At 53.3% G+C, this 16,837-nt stretch carries 19 protein-coding genes; 15 read left to right on the forward strand and 4 right to left on the reverse strand.

Annotated features, from left to right (window positions below):
* Positions 1 to 12 precede the first annotated feature (12 nt).
* Genes GHH_RS04805 through GHH_RS04815 form a run of 3 tightly spaced genes read left to right on the forward strand, consistent with a single transcriptional unit; the run spans position 13 to position 2,834 of the window.
* Positions 13 to 1,071: a phosphotransferase family protein gene (locus GHH_RS04805; protein ID WP_011230532.1), complete on the forward strand. Its 1,059-nt coding sequence runs from the start codon at positions 13 to 15 to the stop codon at positions 1,069 to 1,071.
* Between the two features lie 9 nt (positions 1,072 to 1,080).
* The gene (locus GHH_RS04810) at positions 1,081 to 1,863 is read left to right on the forward strand and encodes a 2-phosphosulfolactate phosphatase (protein WP_015374324.1); all 783 of its coding nucleotides are present in this window, start codon (positions 1,081 to 1,083) and stop codon (positions 1,861 to 1,863) included.
* Entirely contained in the window at positions 1,860 to 2,834 is a 975-nt protein-coding gene (locus GHH_RS04815; protein ID WP_015374325.1) for an NADPH:quinone oxidoreductase family protein, read from the forward strand. The genes GHH_RS04810 and GHH_RS04815 overlap by 4 nt, the downstream gene beginning before the upstream one ends.
* 237 nt (positions 2,835 to 3,071) lie before the next feature.
* Here the strand turns inward: GHH_RS04815 and GHH_RS04820 are convergent, their stop codons facing one another.
* Positions 3,072 to 4,229 (reverse strand): aminotransferase A, encoded by a 1,158-nt coding sequence (locus GHH_RS04820; RefSeq protein ID WP_013145914.1) that lies wholly within the window; start codon positions 4,227 to 4,229, stop codon positions 3,072 to 3,074.
* Between the two features lie 153 nt (positions 4,230 to 4,382).
* Positions 4,383 to 4,610 (reverse strand): IDEAL domain-containing protein, encoded by a 228-nt coding sequence (locus GHH_RS04825; RefSeq protein WP_015374326.1) that lies wholly within the window; start codon positions 4,608 to 4,610, stop codon positions 4,383 to 4,385.
* Positions 4,611 to 4,799: 189 nt separating this feature from the next.
* On the opposite strand from GHH_RS04825, the gene corA reads away from it, so the two are divergent.
* The 5 genes from corA (at position 4,800) to GHH_RS04845 (ending at position 9,214) form a co-directional block, all read left to right on the forward strand.
* Positions 4,800 to 5,798 (forward strand): magnesium/cobalt transporter CorA, encoded by a 999-nt coding sequence (gene corA / locus GHH_RS04830; protein ID WP_041470432.1) that lies wholly within the window; start codon positions 4,800 to 4,802, stop codon positions 5,796 to 5,798.
* Between the two features lie 76 nt (positions 5,799 to 5,874).
* Positions 5,875 to 6,525 carry a glycoside hydrolase domain-containing protein gene (locus tag GHH_RS04835; protein ID WP_015374328.1) on the forward strand — a complete coding sequence of 217 codons (651 nt, stop codon included), beginning with the start codon at positions 5,875 to 5,877 and terminating at the stop codon, positions 6,523 to 6,525.
* A 171-nt stretch (positions 6,526 to 6,696) separates the two neighbouring features.
* On the forward strand, positions 6,697 to 7,989 hold the full coding sequence (locus GHH_RS04840; protein WP_236612588.1) for a diguanylate cyclase response regulator: 1,293 nt from the start codon (positions 6,697 to 6,699) through the stop codon (positions 7,987 to 7,989).
* Positions 7,979 to 8,326 carry a response regulator transcription factor gene (locus tag GHH_RS19415; protein WP_236612589.1) on the forward strand — a complete coding sequence of 116 codons (348 nt, stop codon included), beginning with the start codon at positions 7,979 to 7,981 and terminating at the stop codon, positions 8,324 to 8,326. Before GHH_RS04840 ends, GHH_RS19415 begins: the two co-directional genes overlap by 11 nt.
* A gap of 120 nt (positions 8,327 to 8,446) precedes the next feature.
* The gene (locus tag GHH_RS04845; protein ID WP_015374329.1) at positions 8,447 to 9,214 is read left to right on the forward strand and encodes a hypothetical protein; all 768 of its coding nucleotides are present in this window, start codon (positions 8,447 to 8,449) and stop codon (positions 9,212 to 9,214) included.
* Between the two features lie 305 nt (positions 9,215 to 9,519).
* Here GHH_RS04845 and GHH_RS04850 read toward each other — a convergent pair whose 3' ends face one another.
* Positions 9,520 to 9,954, reverse strand: coding sequence for a YkyB family protein (locus GHH_RS04850; protein WP_015374330.1), 435 nt, complete (start codon positions 9,952 to 9,954; stop codon positions 9,520 to 9,522).
* 68 nt (positions 9,955 to 10,022) lie between these two features.
* Complete coding sequence (locus GHH_RS04855) at positions 10,023 to 10,892, reverse strand: metallophosphoesterase (protein ID WP_015374331.1); 870 nt, start codon at positions 10,890 to 10,892, stop codon at positions 10,023 to 10,025.
* 143 nt (positions 10,893 to 11,035) lie between these two features.
* Between GHH_RS04855 and fadH the strand changes: the two genes are divergently transcribed.
* From fadH to GHH_RS04890, 7 genes are all read left to right on the forward strand, one after another.
* Complete coding sequence (gene fadH / locus GHH_RS04860; RefSeq protein WP_013523307.1) at positions 11,036 to 11,803, forward strand: 2,4-dienoyl-CoA reductase; 768 nt, start codon at positions 11,036 to 11,038, stop codon at positions 11,801 to 11,803.
* Between the two features lie 435 nt (positions 11,804 to 12,238).
* Positions 12,239 to 13,456, forward strand: a complete 1,218-nt coding sequence (locus GHH_RS04865) for an EAL-associated domain-containing protein (protein WP_015374332.1) — start codon at positions 12,239 to 12,241, stop codon at positions 13,454 to 13,456.
* 48 nt (positions 13,457 to 13,504) lie between these two features.
* Positions 13,505 to 13,738 carry a hypothetical protein gene (locus GHH_RS04870; protein WP_013145904.1) on the forward strand — a complete coding sequence of 78 codons (234 nt, stop codon included), beginning with the start codon at positions 13,505 to 13,507 and terminating at the stop codon, positions 13,736 to 13,738.
* 187 nt (positions 13,739 to 13,925) lie between these two features.
* Positions 13,926 to 14,129 carry an antirepressor AbbA gene (gene abbA, locus GHH_RS04875; protein ID WP_013145903.1) on the forward strand — a complete coding sequence of 68 codons (204 nt, stop codon included), beginning with the start codon at positions 13,926 to 13,928 and terminating at the stop codon, positions 14,127 to 14,129.
* A gap of 102 nt (positions 14,130 to 14,231) precedes the next feature.
* Entirely contained in the window at positions 14,232 to 14,705 is a 474-nt protein-coding gene (gene cbpB / locus GHH_RS04880) for a cyclic-di-AMP-binding protein CbpB (protein ID WP_015374333.1), read from the forward strand.
* Between the two features lie 196 nt (positions 14,706 to 14,901).
* The gene (dapD, locus tag GHH_RS04885) at positions 14,902 to 15,612 is read left to right on the forward strand and encodes a 2,3,4,5-tetrahydropyridine-2,6-dicarboxylate N-acetyltransferase (RefSeq protein ID WP_011230549.1); all 711 of its coding nucleotides are present in this window, start codon (positions 14,902 to 14,904) and stop codon (positions 15,610 to 15,612) included.
* 59 nt (positions 15,613 to 15,671) lie between these two features.
* Positions 15,672 to 16,805 (forward strand): N-acetyldiaminopimelate deacetylase, encoded by a 1,134-nt coding sequence (locus tag GHH_RS04890; RefSeq protein ID WP_015374334.1) that lies wholly within the window; start codon positions 15,672 to 15,674, stop codon positions 16,803 to 16,805.
* Positions 16,806 to 16,837 lie beyond the last annotated feature (32 nt).

The raw sequence follows: 16,837 nt of genomic DNA on the forward strand, positions 1-16,837 counted from the left end.
GGGGAGAGGGAGATGACAGCGATTATTCCAGTGCGCAAGGGGGAAGAACTGCCGGCAGGGAAGCTGGCCAAGTTTTTGCGCACGGTGCTGCCGGACATGCCGGATGGGGAGCTCGAGATCCAGCAATTTTCCGCCGGCCGGTCGAATTTGACGTATTTGCTCCGCTGTGGGGAGTGGGAGGCGGTGCTGCGCCGGCCGCCGTTTGGCCCGGTGCCGCCGAAAGCGCACGATATGAAGCGGGAGAGCACGTGGCTTTCTGAAATCCATCCGCTGTTCCCGTTGGCGCCGAAACCATTCTATTTTTGTGAAGACGAATCGGTGATCGGCAGTCCGTTTTTCGTCATGGAGCGGCGGCATGGCGTCGTGATTGACAGTGATTTTCCCGATGGCATCACTCCGACGGAGGAGGTTTGCCGCGGCATTTCCGAGACGATGGTCGAGACGCTTGTCCGTATCCATCAAATTGATTATACGAACACACGCCTCGTTCAGATGGTAAAGCCGGATGGATTTATGGAACGGCAAGTGCACGGATGGATCCAGCGCTATGAGCGGGCCAAGACGGATGATATTCCGGAAGCCGAGGCGCTGATGAAGTGGCTCGCTTCCCACATCCCACCGCAGCGCGAAGCAACCGTAATCCATTACGATTTTAAGCTGAATAACGCTTTGTTTGCCAAAGACGACATCACCAAAATGGTTGGGCTGTTTGATTGGGAGATGTCGACGGTCGGGGATCCGCTTGCCGATTTGGCGGTGGCCATGAGTTATTGGATTGAGGAAGACGATCCTCCACTCATTAAAAGTGGGTTTGGCCGCGCGCCGGTCACCGTCCGTCCCGGTTTTTATACGCGCGAACAGTTTATTGAGGCATATGCCAAAAAAAGCGGCCGTGATGTGTCCGATATACACGTTTATTTAACGTTTGCCTACTTTAAATTAGCGGTCATTTGCCAGCAAATTTATTACCGCTACCGCCGCGGACAGACGAACGATGAGCGGTTTCGCCATTTTGGCCAGTTTGTCGAAGCGCTCATTGAGCATGCATGGCAGCTGGCGACAGGACGGTGAGGCGGCGTGATGACAAAAGTGCATGTCGTGCTGCGCAAAGAAGACATTGATGAGATGGCGCTTGCTGATCGAAAGGTGGCTGTCGTGTTCGATGTTTTGCTTGCCACCTCGTCGATTACAGCAGTTCTCGCTGCCGGCGCTCGTTCGGTGATCCCGGTGCGCGATGCCGAGGAGGCCAAGGAGATCGCGCTTCGCTTGCCAGAGGGCAGCTATGAGCTCGTCGGCGAATACGAAGGGCGGACGATCGCCGGTTTTCATCCGCCGGCGCCGCTATTTTTGCAAACGGTTTGTCCAGGGAAAACAGTCGTGCTATCGACGACCAATGGCACGGTGGCGATTCGCAGAGCTCAGCCAGCCCGTGCGGTGTACGCGGCGAGCTTACTGAACAGCCCGGCGGTCGGCGAGCATATTTGCCGTTTACATCAGGAAGAGACGATCATTGTGATTTGTTCCGGCTCGTCGGGCCGTTTTTGCCTAGAAGACTTTTATGGCGCCGGCTACTTTGTGCACTGCTTGATCGAGCAAGGGATCAACGCGGCGGAGCTGTCCGACAGCGCGACGGCCGCATGGCTCTTTTACCGGCAATATTCGGATGAAGGAAAGGCGAAAGAAGTGTTGTCTGCCTCGCGCGTCGGCCGTTGGATGACGGCGTACGGCTTGGAAAAAGAAATCGACTACATCAACCGGCATGGGTCGCTTTCTGCCGTTCCAAAACTTGAGCTGGGGCCGTTCGGCCCGGAACTGCGCGATATGGCGTCGACAAAAGTAACGAAAGAGGGGATATCGCCATGAAATTTGTCCAATTCGTTGAATACGGTGGACCGGATGTCTTGCGTGTTTGCGAAGGCGAACGTCCGAAACCCACGGGGCGGCAAGTCGTGATTGAAGCTGAAGCGATCGGCGTCAACTATGCGGATACAGCCCGACGGGAAGGCCGCTATGTTGTGCCGACGCCGCTTCCGTTCATACCTGGGACGGAAGTGGCGGGCGTTGTCCGTGAAGTTGGTCCGGAGGTGCAAACGGTCCTCCCGGGGCAACGCGTCGTCGCGTTGATCGAATCCGGCGGCTACGCTGAGTTTGTCGCCGTCGATGAACGGGCGGTCGTGCCGCTTCCGGATGGAATGGATGCCCGGCAGGCGGCGGCCTTGCCGGTGCAAGGGCTAAGCGCCTACCATATTCTCAAAACGATGGGCCGCTTGGAAGAAGGAGAGACGGTGCTCGTTCATGCCGCAGCCGGCGGCGTTGGGACGATTGCCGTCCAATTGGCGAAACGGTTCGGCGCCAAAATGGTCATCGCCACGGCAAGCACGGAGGAAAAACGAGCGCTCGCCAAACAGCTTGGCGCTGATGTCACCATTGATTATACAAAAGACAGCTGGGCGGCGGCCGTGATGGAGGCGACCGGTGGGCGCGGCGTCGATGTCGCTTTGGAAATGGCGGGCGGCGATGTCTTTCATCAGACGCTCGATTGCCTCGCTCCGTTCGGCCGCCTGGTCGTATATGGGGCGGCGAGCGGGGAAATGACGCGTCTCAATCCAGTCCGGCTGATGGCGAAAAACTGGTCGGTGATCGGCTTTTTCTTGCCGCAAATCATGAAAAAGCGGGCGTTGTACGAACAAAGTTTGCGGGAATTGCTCGCGTGGGTGCAGGAAGGAAGCCTGAAGCTGATGATCGGCGGCGTCTACCCGCTTGAGCAGGCTTCTGAAGTGCATCAGCTGCTGCAGGGGCGGAAAACGCATGGCAAGCTATTGCTTGTGCCATAAGTAAAGAAGAGGGGGGCTGACCCAAAAGGCTGTCTGCCTTCAGGGCAAACACAAAATATAGTGCGGAAGAATCGGTCAGTGCGTATATATAGAAACGAAAGAGGGTGTCCCGATCCTTTTGGGACACCCTTTTCTTGCATATTCCCCTAAAGCCAATGGTGAACAAAAGTCGAAAGAAAAGCAGCCTTTTTCTTATGGGGGCATGGCGGCCTAAACCGATACGATTTTTGAAAACCGTTACGGTCTGCGGCGCTTCGTTTGGATATACCGCTCGAGCCGGTCAAGCCCTTCTTTGAGCACATCGAGCGAATAAGCGTACGACAGGCGGACATGGCCTTCACCGTATTCAGAAAAGGCGCTGCCGGGAACGAGGGCGACGCCGGCGTTTTCGACGACATCGAGGGCAAAATCAAACGAAGACATGCCAAAGGCGGCGATTGACGGAAACAAGTAAAAGGCTCCATCCGGCTTCTCAACCGGCAGCCCCATGGCGGTGAGACGACTGTAGGCATACTCAAGCCGCTCGGCGTAGGCGGCGCGCATCACCTCGGCGTCGTTTTTGCCGGCGGTCAGCGCCTCCACCGCCGCTTTTTGGCTGATCGATGACGTGCACGAGACGCTGTATTGGTGCACTTTCACCATTTGTTCAACGGCGAACGCTGGAGCGAAGACAAACCCGATGCGCCAACCGGTCATGGAGTGCGATTTGCTTAAACCGTTGATGACGATCGTCTGCTCCGGCAGCCACTCGGCGATCGAGTGATGGCGTCCGTGGTAAACGAGCTCGCTGTAAATTTCATCGGAAACGATCCAAATTGGCCGTCCTTTCAAAAGGGAAGCGATGTTCTCAAGCTCTTCGGCTGACAGCGCCGTCCCGGTTGGATTTGATGGGTATGGAAGAACGAGGCAGCGCGTCTTTTCCGTCAAATAAGGCGCAATGAGCTCAGCCGAGAGACGGAAACCGTTTGGCCTTGTGTCGATGTACACCGGTTTCGCTCCGCACAGGCGGATGAGCGGTTCATAGCCAGGATAGACGGGTGCGGGAAGAAGCACTTCCGTCCCTTCCTCCAAAATCGTGCGAAATGCGATATCAAGCGCTTGGCTGGCGCCGACGGTGGCGATGACTTCGTCCGGCGTGTAGCGAAGGCCGTACTTGTCAGCGACGAATTGGCAAGCCGCCTGGCGCAGTTCCAGCAGGCCGGCGTTCGCTGTATACGTCGTGAAATCGGCGGCGATCGCCTCCTGAGCGGCTGCTTTGACATGATCGGGCGTTGGGAAATCAGGCTGGCCGATCGTCAAGGAAACAAGTCCCGGCCGGTCGGCGACAAGGTTGAAAAATTGGCGGATGCCTGATAACTGAATGGCTTGAACACGTGGTTGAATGAGGTGTTTCACGGTTGTCCACCTTTCTTTTTTGTTTCTATTGTACCATTGGCGAGGAAAACGAAAAAACAAAAATGAGCCCCTTTCCGTCCGGATGGTTCCCACAAACGGAAATGGGGCTCACTCGGTCATCGACGATTCACTTTCCAACTTCGTTCGCTCCTTTTACGCGCCGTATTTTTTCAACAGGTCGTTATATTGGGCGGAAAGCTTGAAAAACAACGGCTTGTCACCGGCCGCGAGCGCTTCATCAATTTGTTCCATCAGTTTTTTTCTTTGAAACTGGAAGATCGCTTCTTTCAGCACTTGTTCGGCCATCGGTCCGTAGCTGCTTTTTTCTTCCGGCTGGTTGAACAAAACGGTGCCTTCATTCGGGTATTGTTTTTCGTACATGATTCAGTCCCTCCCATATGGGAACGAAACAGTTCCCTTTCTTATATTATCGTCGTTTTTGATGCTAATGTAAAGAAAATTTAGATAAATATTTTTTGTCAATTTTTTCTCTACATGATTTTTATACCCGTTTTTTGTTGGGGCTTAACAGTTTTTCGGTTATGATAAGAGGAGAACAAGGCAAAGGTGATGGCGATGATTCGCACGTGTGTCGTGACAAAAGAATTTGAGATTTTGTATGATGTTGACGTAACGCTTGTCAACAGCCCGGATGTCTCATGGTATTGGGTTGACTTTCATGAGCCGACGGATGAGGAATCGGCGCTGCTCGCCTCCTTTTTCCGTTTTCACCCACTGGCGATTGAAGACTGTCTCGAATATGTGCAGCGGCCGAAGCTCGATTTTTATGACCGCTACTTGTTTGTTGTGCTTCATGCCATTACCGGGATGACGCTGGAGGCTGAGGAAGTCGATTTGTTTGTCGGGCAAAACTTCATCGTTTCGTTTCATAAGTCGCCGATTCATGCCGTCGACGAGGTGTGGGAGCGATTGAAGCATGAAGAAGATGTTCAGCAGGGGCCGTTTCACGTCATGTACCGGCTGATCGACAAGCTTGTGGATGATTATTTTCCACCGCTTTACCATATTGAAGACGTGCTGAACGATTTAGAGGAGAATACGAACAATGAACCGATTCACGACATTATTGAAAAAGTGTTTGACATCCGCGGCGATTTATCGAAGCTGCGCCGAACGATCGTGCCGATGCGCGACTTGTTGTACCGCATCATCCACTCCGACCGGCTGCAGCGCATGAAAGAACGGCAGCTGTACTTTCATGACATTTATGATCATTTGCTGAAGCTGTCGGAAATGATTGAGACAAACCGAGAAATTACCGCGGATATCCGCGACAGCTATTTATCGCTCAACTCGAATCGAATGAACAATATTATGATGACATTTACAGCCATTACGACCATTTTCATGCCGCTCTCCTTTATTGCCGGCATTTATGGGATGAACTTTGATTATATGCCTGAATTGCACTGGAAGTACGGATACTTTGTTGTATTGGCCGCCATGGCGGTGATCGGCATGACGATGTTCGTCTGGTTTAAGCGCAACGGTTGGTTTCAGTTGTTGAAAGGCGACTGGGCGAAGGAGGAGCGAGAGCGCCGCCAGTAGCCGTATAAAACGGGCTGTTCCCCTCATATACATAATTACATCATGACGGCAGCGTAAGCGCGAAGGAGGGGAACCGATGGCAAGAGGAATTTGGGGCGTCGACTCGGCGCAAGCCGTAACGGATCAGCTGTTTCAATGCGTGCGGACGGAGCTTGGCTATCCGAAATTTTGGGGCCGTTATTTGTCGGAAGTGCCGAACGTGTCCGAAGGGTTGACACGCGACGAGATCGCCCGCATCCGCAACTATGGCGTGAAGGTGCTGCCGATCTACAACGCCTTCCGAGAGGCGGTCGGCTATGCGAATGGACAGGTGGCGGCGCGCAACGCGGTGTTCCATGCGCGGCGGCTCGGCATTCCGAAAAATAAACTGCTGTTTGCCAACATCGAAGACTTTTTCGCTGTGGATGCCGCTTGGATCGCTGCTTGGGTGGAAACGCTCTATCCGACCGGATACCGGCCGGGGCTGTACGCGGACCCGACGAAAGGGGATTTCGCCGCTGCCTATTGCGAGGCGGTCAGCCGGAACAACCAAGTGGCGGTGCAGGCGGTCATTTGGAGCGCCGCACCAAGGCCGGGAACGACGAAAGAGCAGAAAGCGCCGCGCTATCAGCCGGCTGCCCCGCCTTGCAGCGCGAATGTCTGGGTGTGGCAGTACGGACGTGATGCAGAAGTCTGCCCGGTTGACACGAATTTAGCTGACCGACGCCTATTGGACTTTTTGTATTGAACAAAGCCGTTGCAAAAAGGCAGCGGCTTTTTTATGCGGCTAAAGAATTGTTGGCTGTTGCGCGTCTTTTCTTTTAATTTTTTTGCTTGGATTGATTATATTAGTAATAGGAAAAAAGGAGGATGTCAGTCGGTTGGGAAAAACGGAACGATGATCGAAAGGAGAGGGAATATGGATCGATCTGTCGCCTCGTTGTTGGATCGCATCCATGAACAATACGAACGATGGAGGGCGGGGCCGCCGCTTGACGGTGGGGAATTGGCCCGATTTTTCAATGCTGTCGGCCGGACGGCGGCGGTGATTGGTCGCAGCGACATCGCTGCTGAAGCAGAGCGGCTCATTCATCGATTGAACGGCCAAACAAAACGGCAATGGACAGCGGAGGAGGCGCTGATGGAGATGGTTTCTCTCCTTCGCTGCTTCTATGAAGCCGGGGAAGCGGCTTCTGCCGCCATTCCCTCTTCGCACCGCCAAGGGCCGAAAGCAGCGATTCTCCTCTGTGGAAATGATCCCCTGTTTTTTGCTTACGTCCGCGGCGCCCTGCAAACCGTGCCATGGCGTTTCACGACGATTCCCTCCCTTGAGCAGGCGGCCGCGTCGATGTTTCGTCTCAGCCCGGATTGCATCATCGTCAGCGTGAAGGAGGGAGAGTGGGAGAATCCGGACTTGACGGTTTTGCTTGAGCGCGCCGGACAGCGCCCCTATCTTCCTGTTGTCATTGTAAGGAGAGACGAGGGCAAAGAGGGGCGGTTGAAAGGTTATGAGCTTGGCGCGGATGATGTCATCACCACCCCAGCGGCAGATGAGCTGTTCGTTCGCGTTCGCCGGCTCATTGAAAAAAAACGAAAAATCGATGACCTTGTGCTCATTGACGAATTGACAGGTGTGTACAACCGGAAGTATTTGCCGCGGGTATACGCCCGCCTTCGGAGCGACCTCGAGCGTTACGGAGCGCCAAGCTGTTTGGCGTTGCTTGATTTGGACCATTTCAAACAAGTCAATGACCGTTTCGGCCACCTTGCAGGCGATGCGGTATTGCAAAAGCTGGCTGCCTTTTTGCGCCAACATACACGTGGAGTGGATACGGTCGTTCGCTTGGGGGGCGAAGAGTTTGTCGTTTGGCTGGCCAAAACGTCCAAAAGCGAGGCTCGTGCAGTGCTTGAGCGGCTGCAACGCCAGTTCGCCGCCGAAAAAGTCGAAGCGGATGGCGCACTCCTATCATGTACGTTTTCCGCCGGCCTGGTTGAGTGCGATGAACCGGATCGGCCGCTTGACTATTGGCTGCGTCTGGCCGACAAGGCGCTGTATGCGGCGAAACGAGGCGGCGGCAATCGGATCGAAGAGGCGGCGCGTGAGAAAAGCGGTTTTTCGGATGAGGCCCCAAGCCAAGCATCAACGGATCGGCGGCGATGGGCGATTGCCATCGTAGACGACGATGAACTCGTGCGGATGGATGATTGCTGATCTTGTCCGCAAGCTCGTCAATGAACAGGGGAGGAAAGCAGACATTTACGAGTTTGGCGACGGCCTTTCGTTTCTCGAATCTCCGTTTTATCAAAGCGGGCGGCAATCTGTCGTCATTTTGGATCGGGTGATGCCAAAAATGGACGGCCTTGAAGTGCTGAACCGCCTCCGTCAAGAGCGAAAGCCATACAAGGTGATGATGCTGACGTCGTGCCAAGATGAGCGGGATATTGCCCATGCGCTGAACCGAGGAGCGGACGAGTATGTGACAAAGCCGTTTAAATGGCTTGAGCTTGAGGCGCGGCTGCGCCGGCTGTTGAAGGAGTTGGAGGAGTGATGGCGCTTTTTTTCTGCCTTAGCCGCAACGATTGTTTTCCTTGCACTGTTAGTAAACCTCTTTCTCTATTTGGTGGTGCGAAAATGGAGGGAAAATAGACGCCAGGCAGAGATCAGGGTTTTGAAGAAGCGGTTCCATCTTCCGCTGTTTCGTTATGTGCTCGGCGAAGAGGAAGAGCTGCCGTTGCCGTCTTCGCCGCTTGAGCGTGAGGCGATGATGGAGCTTCTTGACCATTTCGCTTCGCTCTTGAAAGGAGAAAAGGTGCAGGAGAGAATCCGAACATTGGCGGAAAAGCATTTTCAAGGATGGCTGCGCCGCCGGTTGTCAAGCCGGGATTGGAGCGAGCGGATGAACGCACTGTTTCTGATCGAGGATTTGCAGATGAAGGCGATGCTGCCGGAGATGGAGCGGTTGTACCTCTCCGACCGGGTGACGAGAGGAGAAGAAGCAAAACTGTTGACGATTTTCGCCCGATTTGACTATAGCTCAGTGGTGGCCTACGTGCTTGAGCCGAAATATGAATTGACCGAGTTTGCGTACCGAGTTATTTTTGGCCATATGAGCGAGCGGCTGCTTCGACAGGTGGAACAGCGATTTGATGAGCTGACGCGGGCGGGGAAATGCGCGTTCGTGGATATGATCGGCATCCGCCGGCGCGAGGAGCGGTCGTTTTTGCTGGAGCTGTTGGCATCCGATGAGTTGGAGCTTCGCGTTCGCGCGCTCAAGGCGATGGCGGAAATCGGCATGCCGCTTGAAGCGGAGAGGCTCAAGCAGCATTTGTGCTCCTTTAGAGGACTGGTGATTGAACAGGGAAGGCGGCTCAATCCTGTTTTTCCTCAAACGGAGAAGCCTTACGGATATTGGCTCTTCACCACAACATGTACTTGACAAGCAATACGGTTTCCTGCACAAAGATGTGCAAAAATCACTGATTTGTTGATTTTCCCTCACAAGCGTAAATAGGGTATGTTCAGAAAAAATCAAGTACAACTTTTGGTGAAGAGCCACAAAAAAATTCGTCATCAGCAGAAGGATGAACATGTCCCTATATTGAGCGCTGCCACTTTACACATTTTAGAGTTCGGGTATTTTTAGGATTGGTGAAAAAACAGGGTGAAACAAAAGAGAGATCGATGTTTCTGCTGCCGGCTCGGTGCTAAGATGCCCCCCTTGTTGAAAAAACAGGCGTCCGCTTAATAGCGGTCGCCGAGTCGTTTAAATACGGGTTTTGTCAGCCGTTTCGGCTTTTGTTCCGGCTTTTCTTTTAATCCGGTGTAGGCCATGAGAATGGCTTTTGCCTCTGACAGCGGCATCCGAGCTGGAGGGTTGCGGTATGAATCGTTGAGAGCGCCAAGGTGCGGAAGGGCGGCGAAATCTTGTTTTGTCGGTGGGATGTGGAAGTAGTAGTCGCCGACGGCGACAAGCACGTCGGATTGTTGTTGGCTGTATTTCGGATTGCGGGAAAAATGGAGGCCCACTTTTTTCGCCTTCCCCTCCTCGAGCAGCTTTTCAATCGCCTTTTTCTTTAGAAGATAAAGGAATGCAGGATTCAACGCGGTTTTCGCATGGCGGTTGACGGTAAAAATCGCTTTGGCAATATTGTCGACCGTCAATTGCAACGGTTTCATCGGCATGTCTCCTTTTTTCTTTCTATTATAACATAGGAAGCAGCGTTGTTGGCCGGTTTGTCCTACTTCTAGCCGGGGGTAAGCGAAAAAACGGTCAACTCCGGCGGAGCGAAGAAGCGAAGCGGCACCCGCGTCGTGCCAAGGCCGCGGTTGACGTACAACAAGAGTCCGCCGACGTGGTAAAACCCTTCATAATACCGCTCAGACAACGGCGGCGTGATAAGCGGCCCGATAAACGGCAACTGAATTTGCCCGCCGTGGCTATGGCCAGACAGTTGAACGTGAATAGGGAAGCGGCGAGCCTCAATGGCACCGTCCGGCTCATGAACGAGGGCGATCGTATATGTCGCCCGCGGAATGCCGTTCGTCATTTTCGACCAGTCCGGGCGTCCGAGCATCATATCGTCGCTGCCGGCGATCGCGATCGCCCCGTGGCCGCGCCGGACGAGTGCATGCTCATTGACGAGAACGCGGAACCCGGCTCGTTCCATCAATCGACGGTAAATATCTGTTCCATAGCCGCCGTGATCATGGTTTCCGTAAATACAAAATTTCCCAAGAGGAGCGCGGACGCCGGCCAACGCCTCAGCGACCGCGTCGACGTGCGGATACCGGTTCGCCTCATGGAGCAGATCGCCTGTGAATACGACGAGATCGGGCCCGAGTTCGTTGATGCGGCCCATGATGCGGTAAAAGCGTTCCAAGCCGTAATAATGGCCGAGATGGAGATCACTGAACTGCAGCAGCTTGACGCCGGCAAACGACTTTGGGATCAGCGGATGCGACAGTGCATGGTGCGTCACGGTCAGCTCGGCTGGCTCAATCCAGCGGGCGTAGCCAGAGGCGGCTGCCATCGCCAGCGCTGCGCTGAAACTTGTGCGCGCCAGCTTTTTCAAAAAGGCGCGCCGGCTTAGTTTGGTTGTTTCGATATGGTGCATCGTTTCGCCGTCCTTTCACAAGTAGCTTTATTATAACGAAAAGGGGGAGAGAAGGACAATAGGGGAACAATAATGTTCGAATATTCCGCTATTTTATGATATGATAGAAATGAATGAGTAATCAGTCATAGGAGGAGAAATGGATGAACGGAAAAGTGATCATTGTGACCGGCGGGTCGAGCGGAATGGGGAAATATATGGCGAAGCGGTTTGTTTCTGAGGGGGCCAACGTCGTCATTACGGGAAGGCGGGCCGAGGCGCTCGAAGAGGCCAAGCGGGAAATCGCCGCGCCGGATGGAGGGAAAGTGCTTACGATCCCGATGGATGTGCGCAACCCGGAACAAGTGGCGCACATGGTGGAGCGGACTGATGCGGAATTCGGCCGCATCGATGCCCTCATCAACAATGCGGCGGGCAATTTCATTTGCCCGGCGGAAAAGTTGTCGATCAACGGCTGGAACAGCGTCATTAACATTGTGTTAAACGGCACGTTTTACTGCAGCCGGGAAGTCGGCAACTACTGGATTCAGCGCGGCTTGAAAGGGAACATTATCAACATCGTTGCGACATATGCCTGGCATGCCGGCGCCGGGGTCATTCATTCAGCGAGCGCCAAGGCTGGAGTGCTGGCAATGACGCGCACGCTTGCTGTGGAATGGGGGAAAAAGTACGGCTTCCGCGTCAATGCGATCGCTCCCGGACCGATCGAACGGACCGGCGGGGCGGAGCGGCTTTGGGAATCAGAGGAAGCGGAGCGGATGACGTTGGAAAGCGTGCCGCTCGGGCGGCTCGGGACGCCGGAAGAAATCGCGGCGGTCGCCTCGTTTTTGCTTTCGGATGAAGCCGCTTACATTAACGGCGCTTGCATCACAGTCGACGGCGGCCAATGGCTGAACCGGCGGCCGTTTTAACATCTTTCCGAAAGAAGTCTCCCACTTTGAAACGAAGTGAAAGTGGGAGATGAATTCGGTTGGCGTTAGCCAACGAATAGGATAGAATATGGCTAGAACGGACACCTTCGGAACGAAGGGAAGCGTAAAGGGTTCTTGTGTGTGGCTTACCGTTCGGCGAACACACACAAGTCGCTTGAAGCCCCCATCTCTAAGCGAAGCGTAGGTGGTGGGTAGTTCACTCAAATTTGCCGTAAAGAAAGATGGTCCTCACCCAAAAGGGATTGCAGGCGGTATTTCTTCATTTATCGCGGGCAACCGGCTCATTGCACGTAACGGCTTTTGTCACAAGCGGATTCCCTGCTGTCAGGGGAGCCGCTTTTTTTACGTCAGGAACGATTGGGCAATTATGCTATAATAAAGGCAAAGATGGTCGATGGGAATGAGGTGGGCACGATGGATGCATTAGACGTGATGGCCAACTTGCCGCAAGTGATTCCGCACTATCAACCGATTTTCAGCGCCGATGAGCATGGGGTCGTCGGCTATGAAGTGCTCGGTCGGTTTCAAACGGAAACAGGGCCGGTCAGCCTTGGGCCGTTTTTTCACGATGAAACCATTCCAGAAGAATTTCGCATCGAAGTGGATGATGTGGTTACGAAAAAGGCGCTCGACTATTTTCTGTCGCTTGATGATCAAACGTTGCTCATTTTTTTAAACCGTGATGCCAACTTGCTGATGCTTGACCGCGGCGAGTCGTTTTTGCAGCTGCTTCTCACCTACGAAGCGAAAGGGTTGGCGCTAAGCCGCATCGTTTTGGAAATCAACGAGCAGCATTTCAAGGGAGACGTCGATCAGCTCAGCCATTTATTGACGTATCTTCGTACATACGGCGTTAAAGTGGCGGTCGACAACATCGCCGAACATAGCATTCATCTTGAGCGAATCGGCGTCTTGTCGCCTGACATTTTAAAAATCGATTTGCGTGAATTGCGGAAAACGTCCGTTCATCAAGCATACCAGGAAATCGTTCACTCGATTTCGCTGTTGGCGCGCAAAATCGGAGCGACGCTCCTGTATGAGGACATCGAAACGTCATTTCAGCTTCAGTATGCTTGGCGGCATGGCGGCCGCTATTATCAAGGGTATTATTTGGCCAAGCCGGCGCCTGAGGTTGTGCCGCGCGATTTGTTGAAAGACTTGCTCCGCCAAGAGTGCCATCGCTTCATCCAGCAGGAAAAGAAAAAGCTTGAAACGCTGTATCAAATTGCTGAGCAGTTTCAGCAGCGGATCAGCGCGCTGCTTGGCAAATACAAAAAAGCCGCCGATTTTAACGAGCTCATTTCCCTGTTGGCCGGCGAGCTCGACGATGTTTGCTTCCGCATTTATGTTTGTGATGAGGACGGCTTCCAGCAGTCGGGCAATATGTTCAAGCGCGGCGGCCGGTGGGAGCTTCAGCCGCAATATTATATGAAAAACTGGAGCTGGCGCCCATATTTTTTGGAAAACATTATTCGCATGCGCTCGCGCCGAAGAGGGATTTTGTCCGATTTATACACGGATATTGAAACAGGGGAAACGATCCGGACGTATTCGTATCCGATCGATGAGCGCCATTACTTGTTTATTGACTTGTCGTACAGCTATTTGTTTGAGCATGACGCCCATTATTGACTGCATAAAATCGCCTCATTGCGGCAAAGTAAGCATGAGGTGAAACGTATGGCACAGCTGACTTTCGTATTATCTGTCCTTTCTGTATTGATTGCGGTGATTGGATTTATCTATACGGTCCGTCTCGGCCGCCAGCAGCGCTGGCAAGGAGAGCTTGACGGGCCGATCCCGAAAACGGTCGAGGAGCATGCCTATTTGCGCAACCCGATATTGCTTGCGTATGTGCTCGCCGTCTTGCTTGCTGTGTTTGCCATCGGTTATTTGGCGCTTCGATATTATTGAACGGAAGGTGTCCCAACAAGGCGGGACACCTTTTTTGATGGCCGCCATGCACAAAATATCACGCATCTGTCTGCTTTAAGGAGAGAAAACCGTTTTTTGGTCGCTTGGAAATGACGGTTTTTTCCATGACTTTTTTCCTTTGCCGGCGAATATATATGGAAGCGGAAGAGGCAAAGGGGGAATGGAGATGACGAAGCGGCTGCCGACAAGGCTGTCGGGCGAGGAAGCGGCGTTATTGCTTGACGTTTTGTTCAGCCAGCAATATGCACTCGAGCTCATCCGCTCCGAGCTGGCGGATATCGAAAACGGAGACAAGGAGGTCGATGAACACCGGTACCGGCAGCTGTTGCGTTTATACGACCGCCTGTTGACAGAGGAAGAGGAAGGATAAAAATTGTTGTGCACTATCGCTATCGCAGGAAGCGATAGTCTTTTTTATGGTATGATAACAGTGTGGAGAGGAGAAGATGCAGAAGAAAGGCGGAACATCGGCATGACATGGGAACACAATGAATTCATACAAATGACTGTCAAGCCATTTCTGATTCCGGCGGATAAAGTGGCGCATGTGCAGCCGGGAAATTATTTGGATCATGCGCTGCTCGTCCTGACGAAAACCGGCTATTCGGCGATTCCGGTATTGGACACATCTTATAAGCTTCACGGGCTCATCAGCATGACGATGATGATGGATGCAATTTTAGGATTGGAGCGCATCGAATTTGAACGTCTCGAGACGATGAAGGTCGAAGAAGTGATGAACCGAAACATTCCGCGCCTGCGGCTTGACGACAGCCTGATGAAGGCAGTGGGGCTTATTGTCAACCATCCGTTCGTGTGTGTGGAAAATGACGACGGCTATTTTGCAGGCATTTTCACTCGACGGGAAGTACTGAAGCAACTGAATAAACAGCTGCACAGGCCTAATGGCGGCCGGAAGCTAGGCCGAAAAGAGGCTGAACAATGAGCAGAAAGGTAATCGTGTGCAATAACAAGAGCAGCTGGCTTTGGCTGATCAGTTCGGAAGCTGCGTGGCAACTTCCGCAAGTACAAGCCTTCGAGAAGATATTTACAGCATTTTGCTCGATGAATTTGTGCTTGTCACAATGATCTCTGTTTTGCTAAAGTAAAAAAGAATACAGGTGTAAAGGAGGATATCGCCCATGAAGATGATGGACGCCAATGAAATCATTTCCTTTATTCAAAACAGCAAAAAATCGACACCAGTCAAAGTATACATAAAAGGGGATCTCGAAGGCATCGATTTCGGCTCAAGCGCGAAAACGTTTATTACCGGCAACGTCGGCGTCGTGTTTGGCGAATGGCAAGACATTCAAGCGGCAATCGAAGCGAATCAAGACAAAATCGAGGACTATGTCGTCGAGAACGACCGCCGCAACTCGGCCATTCCGCTTTTGGATTTGAAAGGCATCAAGGCGCGCATTGAGCCGGGCGCTATCATCCGCGACCATGTCGAAATCGGCGACAACGCCGTCATTATGATGGGAGCGGTCATCAATATCGGCGCCGTCGTCGGCGAAGGAACGATGATCGACATGAACGCGGTGCTCGGCGGCCGGGCGACGGTCGGGAAAAACTGCCATATCGGCGCCGGCGCGGTGTTGGCAGGCGTGATCGAGCCGCCATCAGCCAAGCCGGTCGTCATTGAAGACGATGTGCTCGTCGGGGCGAATGCCGTTATTTTGGAAGGCGTCACGGTCGGCAAAGGAGCGGTTGTGGCTGCCGGCGCCGTTGTTGTCGAAGACGTGCCGCCGTATACGGTCGTGGCCGGCGTGCCGGCGCGCGTCATTAAGCAGATCGACGAGCAAACGCGGGCGAAAACGGAGATTAAGCAGGAGCTTCGCCAATTATAATCATCATAAAAGCTGTCCCTTCACACGAGGACAGCTTTTTTACCCATGGAGGAGAGACGATGTCTGCGATCAGCCCATTTGTCGCCATTCGCCGCGACTTGCATCAAATTCCGGAGCTTGGGTTTCAGGAGTTTAAGACGCAGCAATATTTGCTTCGCTATATCCAGTCCCTGCCGCAAGAGCGGCTTCAAGTCCGGACGTGGAAAACCGGGATTTTCGTCAAAGTCAACGGAACATCGCCGCGCAAAACGATCGGCTACCGCGCCGATATGGACGGGCTGCCGATTCGCGAGGAGACCGGCTTGCCGTATCGGTCGAAACATGAAGGGCACATGCACGCGTGCGGCCACGATGTGCATATGAGCATCGCTCTTGGCGTGCTCACCCATTTTGCTCATCATCCATTGGAAGATGATTTGCTGTTTGTGTTCCAGCCGGCCGAGGAAGGACCGGGCGGAGCAAAGCCAATGTTAGAAAGCGACATCATGCGGGAATGGAAGCCGGATATGATCGTCGCCTTGCATATTGCGCCGGAATATCCAGTCGGTACGATTGCAACGAAAGAAGGGTTGCTGTTTGCCAATACGTCGGAGCTGTTTATTGATTTGAAGGGAAGAGGTGGCCACGCGGCGTTTCCGCATTTAGCGAATGACATGGTCGTCGCCGCCTGCGCATTGGTGACGCAGCTGCAGTCGATCGTCGCCCGCAACGTCGATCCGCTTGACAGCGCGGTCATTACGATCGGGAAAATTGCCGGCGGGACGGTGCAAAACGTCATTGCGGAGCACGCCCGGCTCGAAGGAACGATTCGGACGCTGTCGACTGCAGCGATGCAGAAGGTGAAGCGGCGGATTGAAGCGATCGTGCATGGCATTGAAGTCGCGTACGAATGTGAAACATCCATCGATTACGGTGCCATGTACCATGAAGTGTACAATGATCCGGATCTGACAGCGGAATTTATGAAGTTTGCCAAGGCGCACGGCGGCGTGAATGTGATCCGTTGCAAAGAAGCGATGACTGGCGAAGATTTCGGCTATATGTTGGCGGAAATTCCTGGATTTATGTTTTGGCTCGGTGTTGATTCGCCATATGGGCTGCACCATGCAAAACTGGTTCCGAACGAGGAAGCGATCGACCGCGCCATCGCGTTTTTAATCGACTATTTTTCATGGAAAGGAAACGCAGAATGAAGTATAGTTCCGCCTCTAGCAACACACATTAA

It is taken from the genome of Geobacillus sp. GHH01 (genome assembly GCF_000336445.1).
Taxonomy (GTDB): domain Bacteria; phylum Bacillota; class Bacilli; order Bacillales; family Anoxybacillaceae; genus Geobacillus; species Geobacillus zalihae.

Excerpts from the sequence above, each read along its gene's own strand:
- GHH_RS19415 (WP_236612589.1), top strand. The coding sequence starts at position 7,979 with ATGATTGCTGATCTTGTCCGCAAGCTCGTCAATGAACAGGGGAGGAAA.
- corA (WP_041470432.1), top strand. The coding sequence starts at position 4,800 with ATGGCGATGATTCGCACGTGTGTCGTGACAAAAGAATTTGAGATTTTG.
- abbA (WP_013145903.1), top strand. The coding sequence starts at position 13,926 with ATGACGAAGCGGCTGCCGACAAGGCTGTCGGGCGAGGAAGCGGCGTTA.
- fadH (WP_013523307.1), top strand. The coding sequence starts at position 11,036 with ATGAACGGAAAAGTGATCATTGTGACCGGCGGGTCGAGCGGAATGGGG.
- cbpB (WP_015374333.1), top strand. The coding sequence starts at position 14,232 with ATGACATGGGAACACAATGAATTCATACAAATGACTGTCAAGCCATTT.
- GHH_RS04865 (WP_015374332.1), top strand. The coding sequence starts at position 12,239 with ATGGATGCATTAGACGTGATGGCCAACTTGCCGCAAGTGATTCCGCAC.
- GHH_RS04870 (WP_013145904.1), top strand. The coding sequence starts at position 13,505 with ATGGCACAGCTGACTTTCGTATTATCTGTCCTTTCTGTATTGATTGCG.
- GHH_RS04840 (WP_236612588.1), top strand. The coding sequence starts at position 6,697 with ATGGATCGATCTGTCGCCTCGTTGTTGGATCGCATCCATGAACAATAC.
- GHH_RS04850 (WP_015374330.1), bottom strand. The coding sequence starts at position 9,954 with ATGAAACCGTTGCAATTGACGGTCGACAATATTGCCAAAGCGATTTTT.
- GHH_RS04815 (WP_015374325.1), top strand. The coding sequence starts at position 1,860 with ATGAAATTTGTCCAATTCGTTGAATACGGTGGACCGGATGTCTTGCGT.
- GHH_RS04855 (WP_015374331.1), bottom strand. The coding sequence starts at position 10,892 with ATGCACCATATCGAAACAACCAAACTAAGCCGGCGCGCCTTTTTGAAA.
- GHH_RS04805 (WP_011230532.1), top strand. The coding sequence starts at position 13 with ATGACAGCGATTATTCCAGTGCGCAAGGGGGAAGAACTGCCGGCAGGG.
- GHH_RS04825 (WP_015374326.1), bottom strand. The coding sequence starts at position 4,610 with ATGTACGAAAAACAATACCCGAATGAAGGCACCGTTTTGTTCAACCAG.
- dapD (WP_011230549.1), top strand. The coding sequence starts at position 14,902 with ATGAAGATGATGGACGCCAATGAAATCATTTCCTTTATTCAAAACAGC.
- GHH_RS04890 (WP_015374334.1), top strand. The coding sequence starts at position 15,672 with ATGTCTGCGATCAGCCCATTTGTCGCCATTCGCCGCGACTTGCATCAA.
- GHH_RS04810 (WP_015374324.1), top strand. The coding sequence starts at position 1,081 with ATGACAAAAGTGCATGTCGTGCTGCGCAAAGAAGACATTGATGAGATG.
- GHH_RS04835 (WP_015374328.1), top strand. The coding sequence starts at position 5,875 with ATGGCAAGAGGAATTTGGGGCGTCGACTCGGCGCAAGCCGTAACGGAT.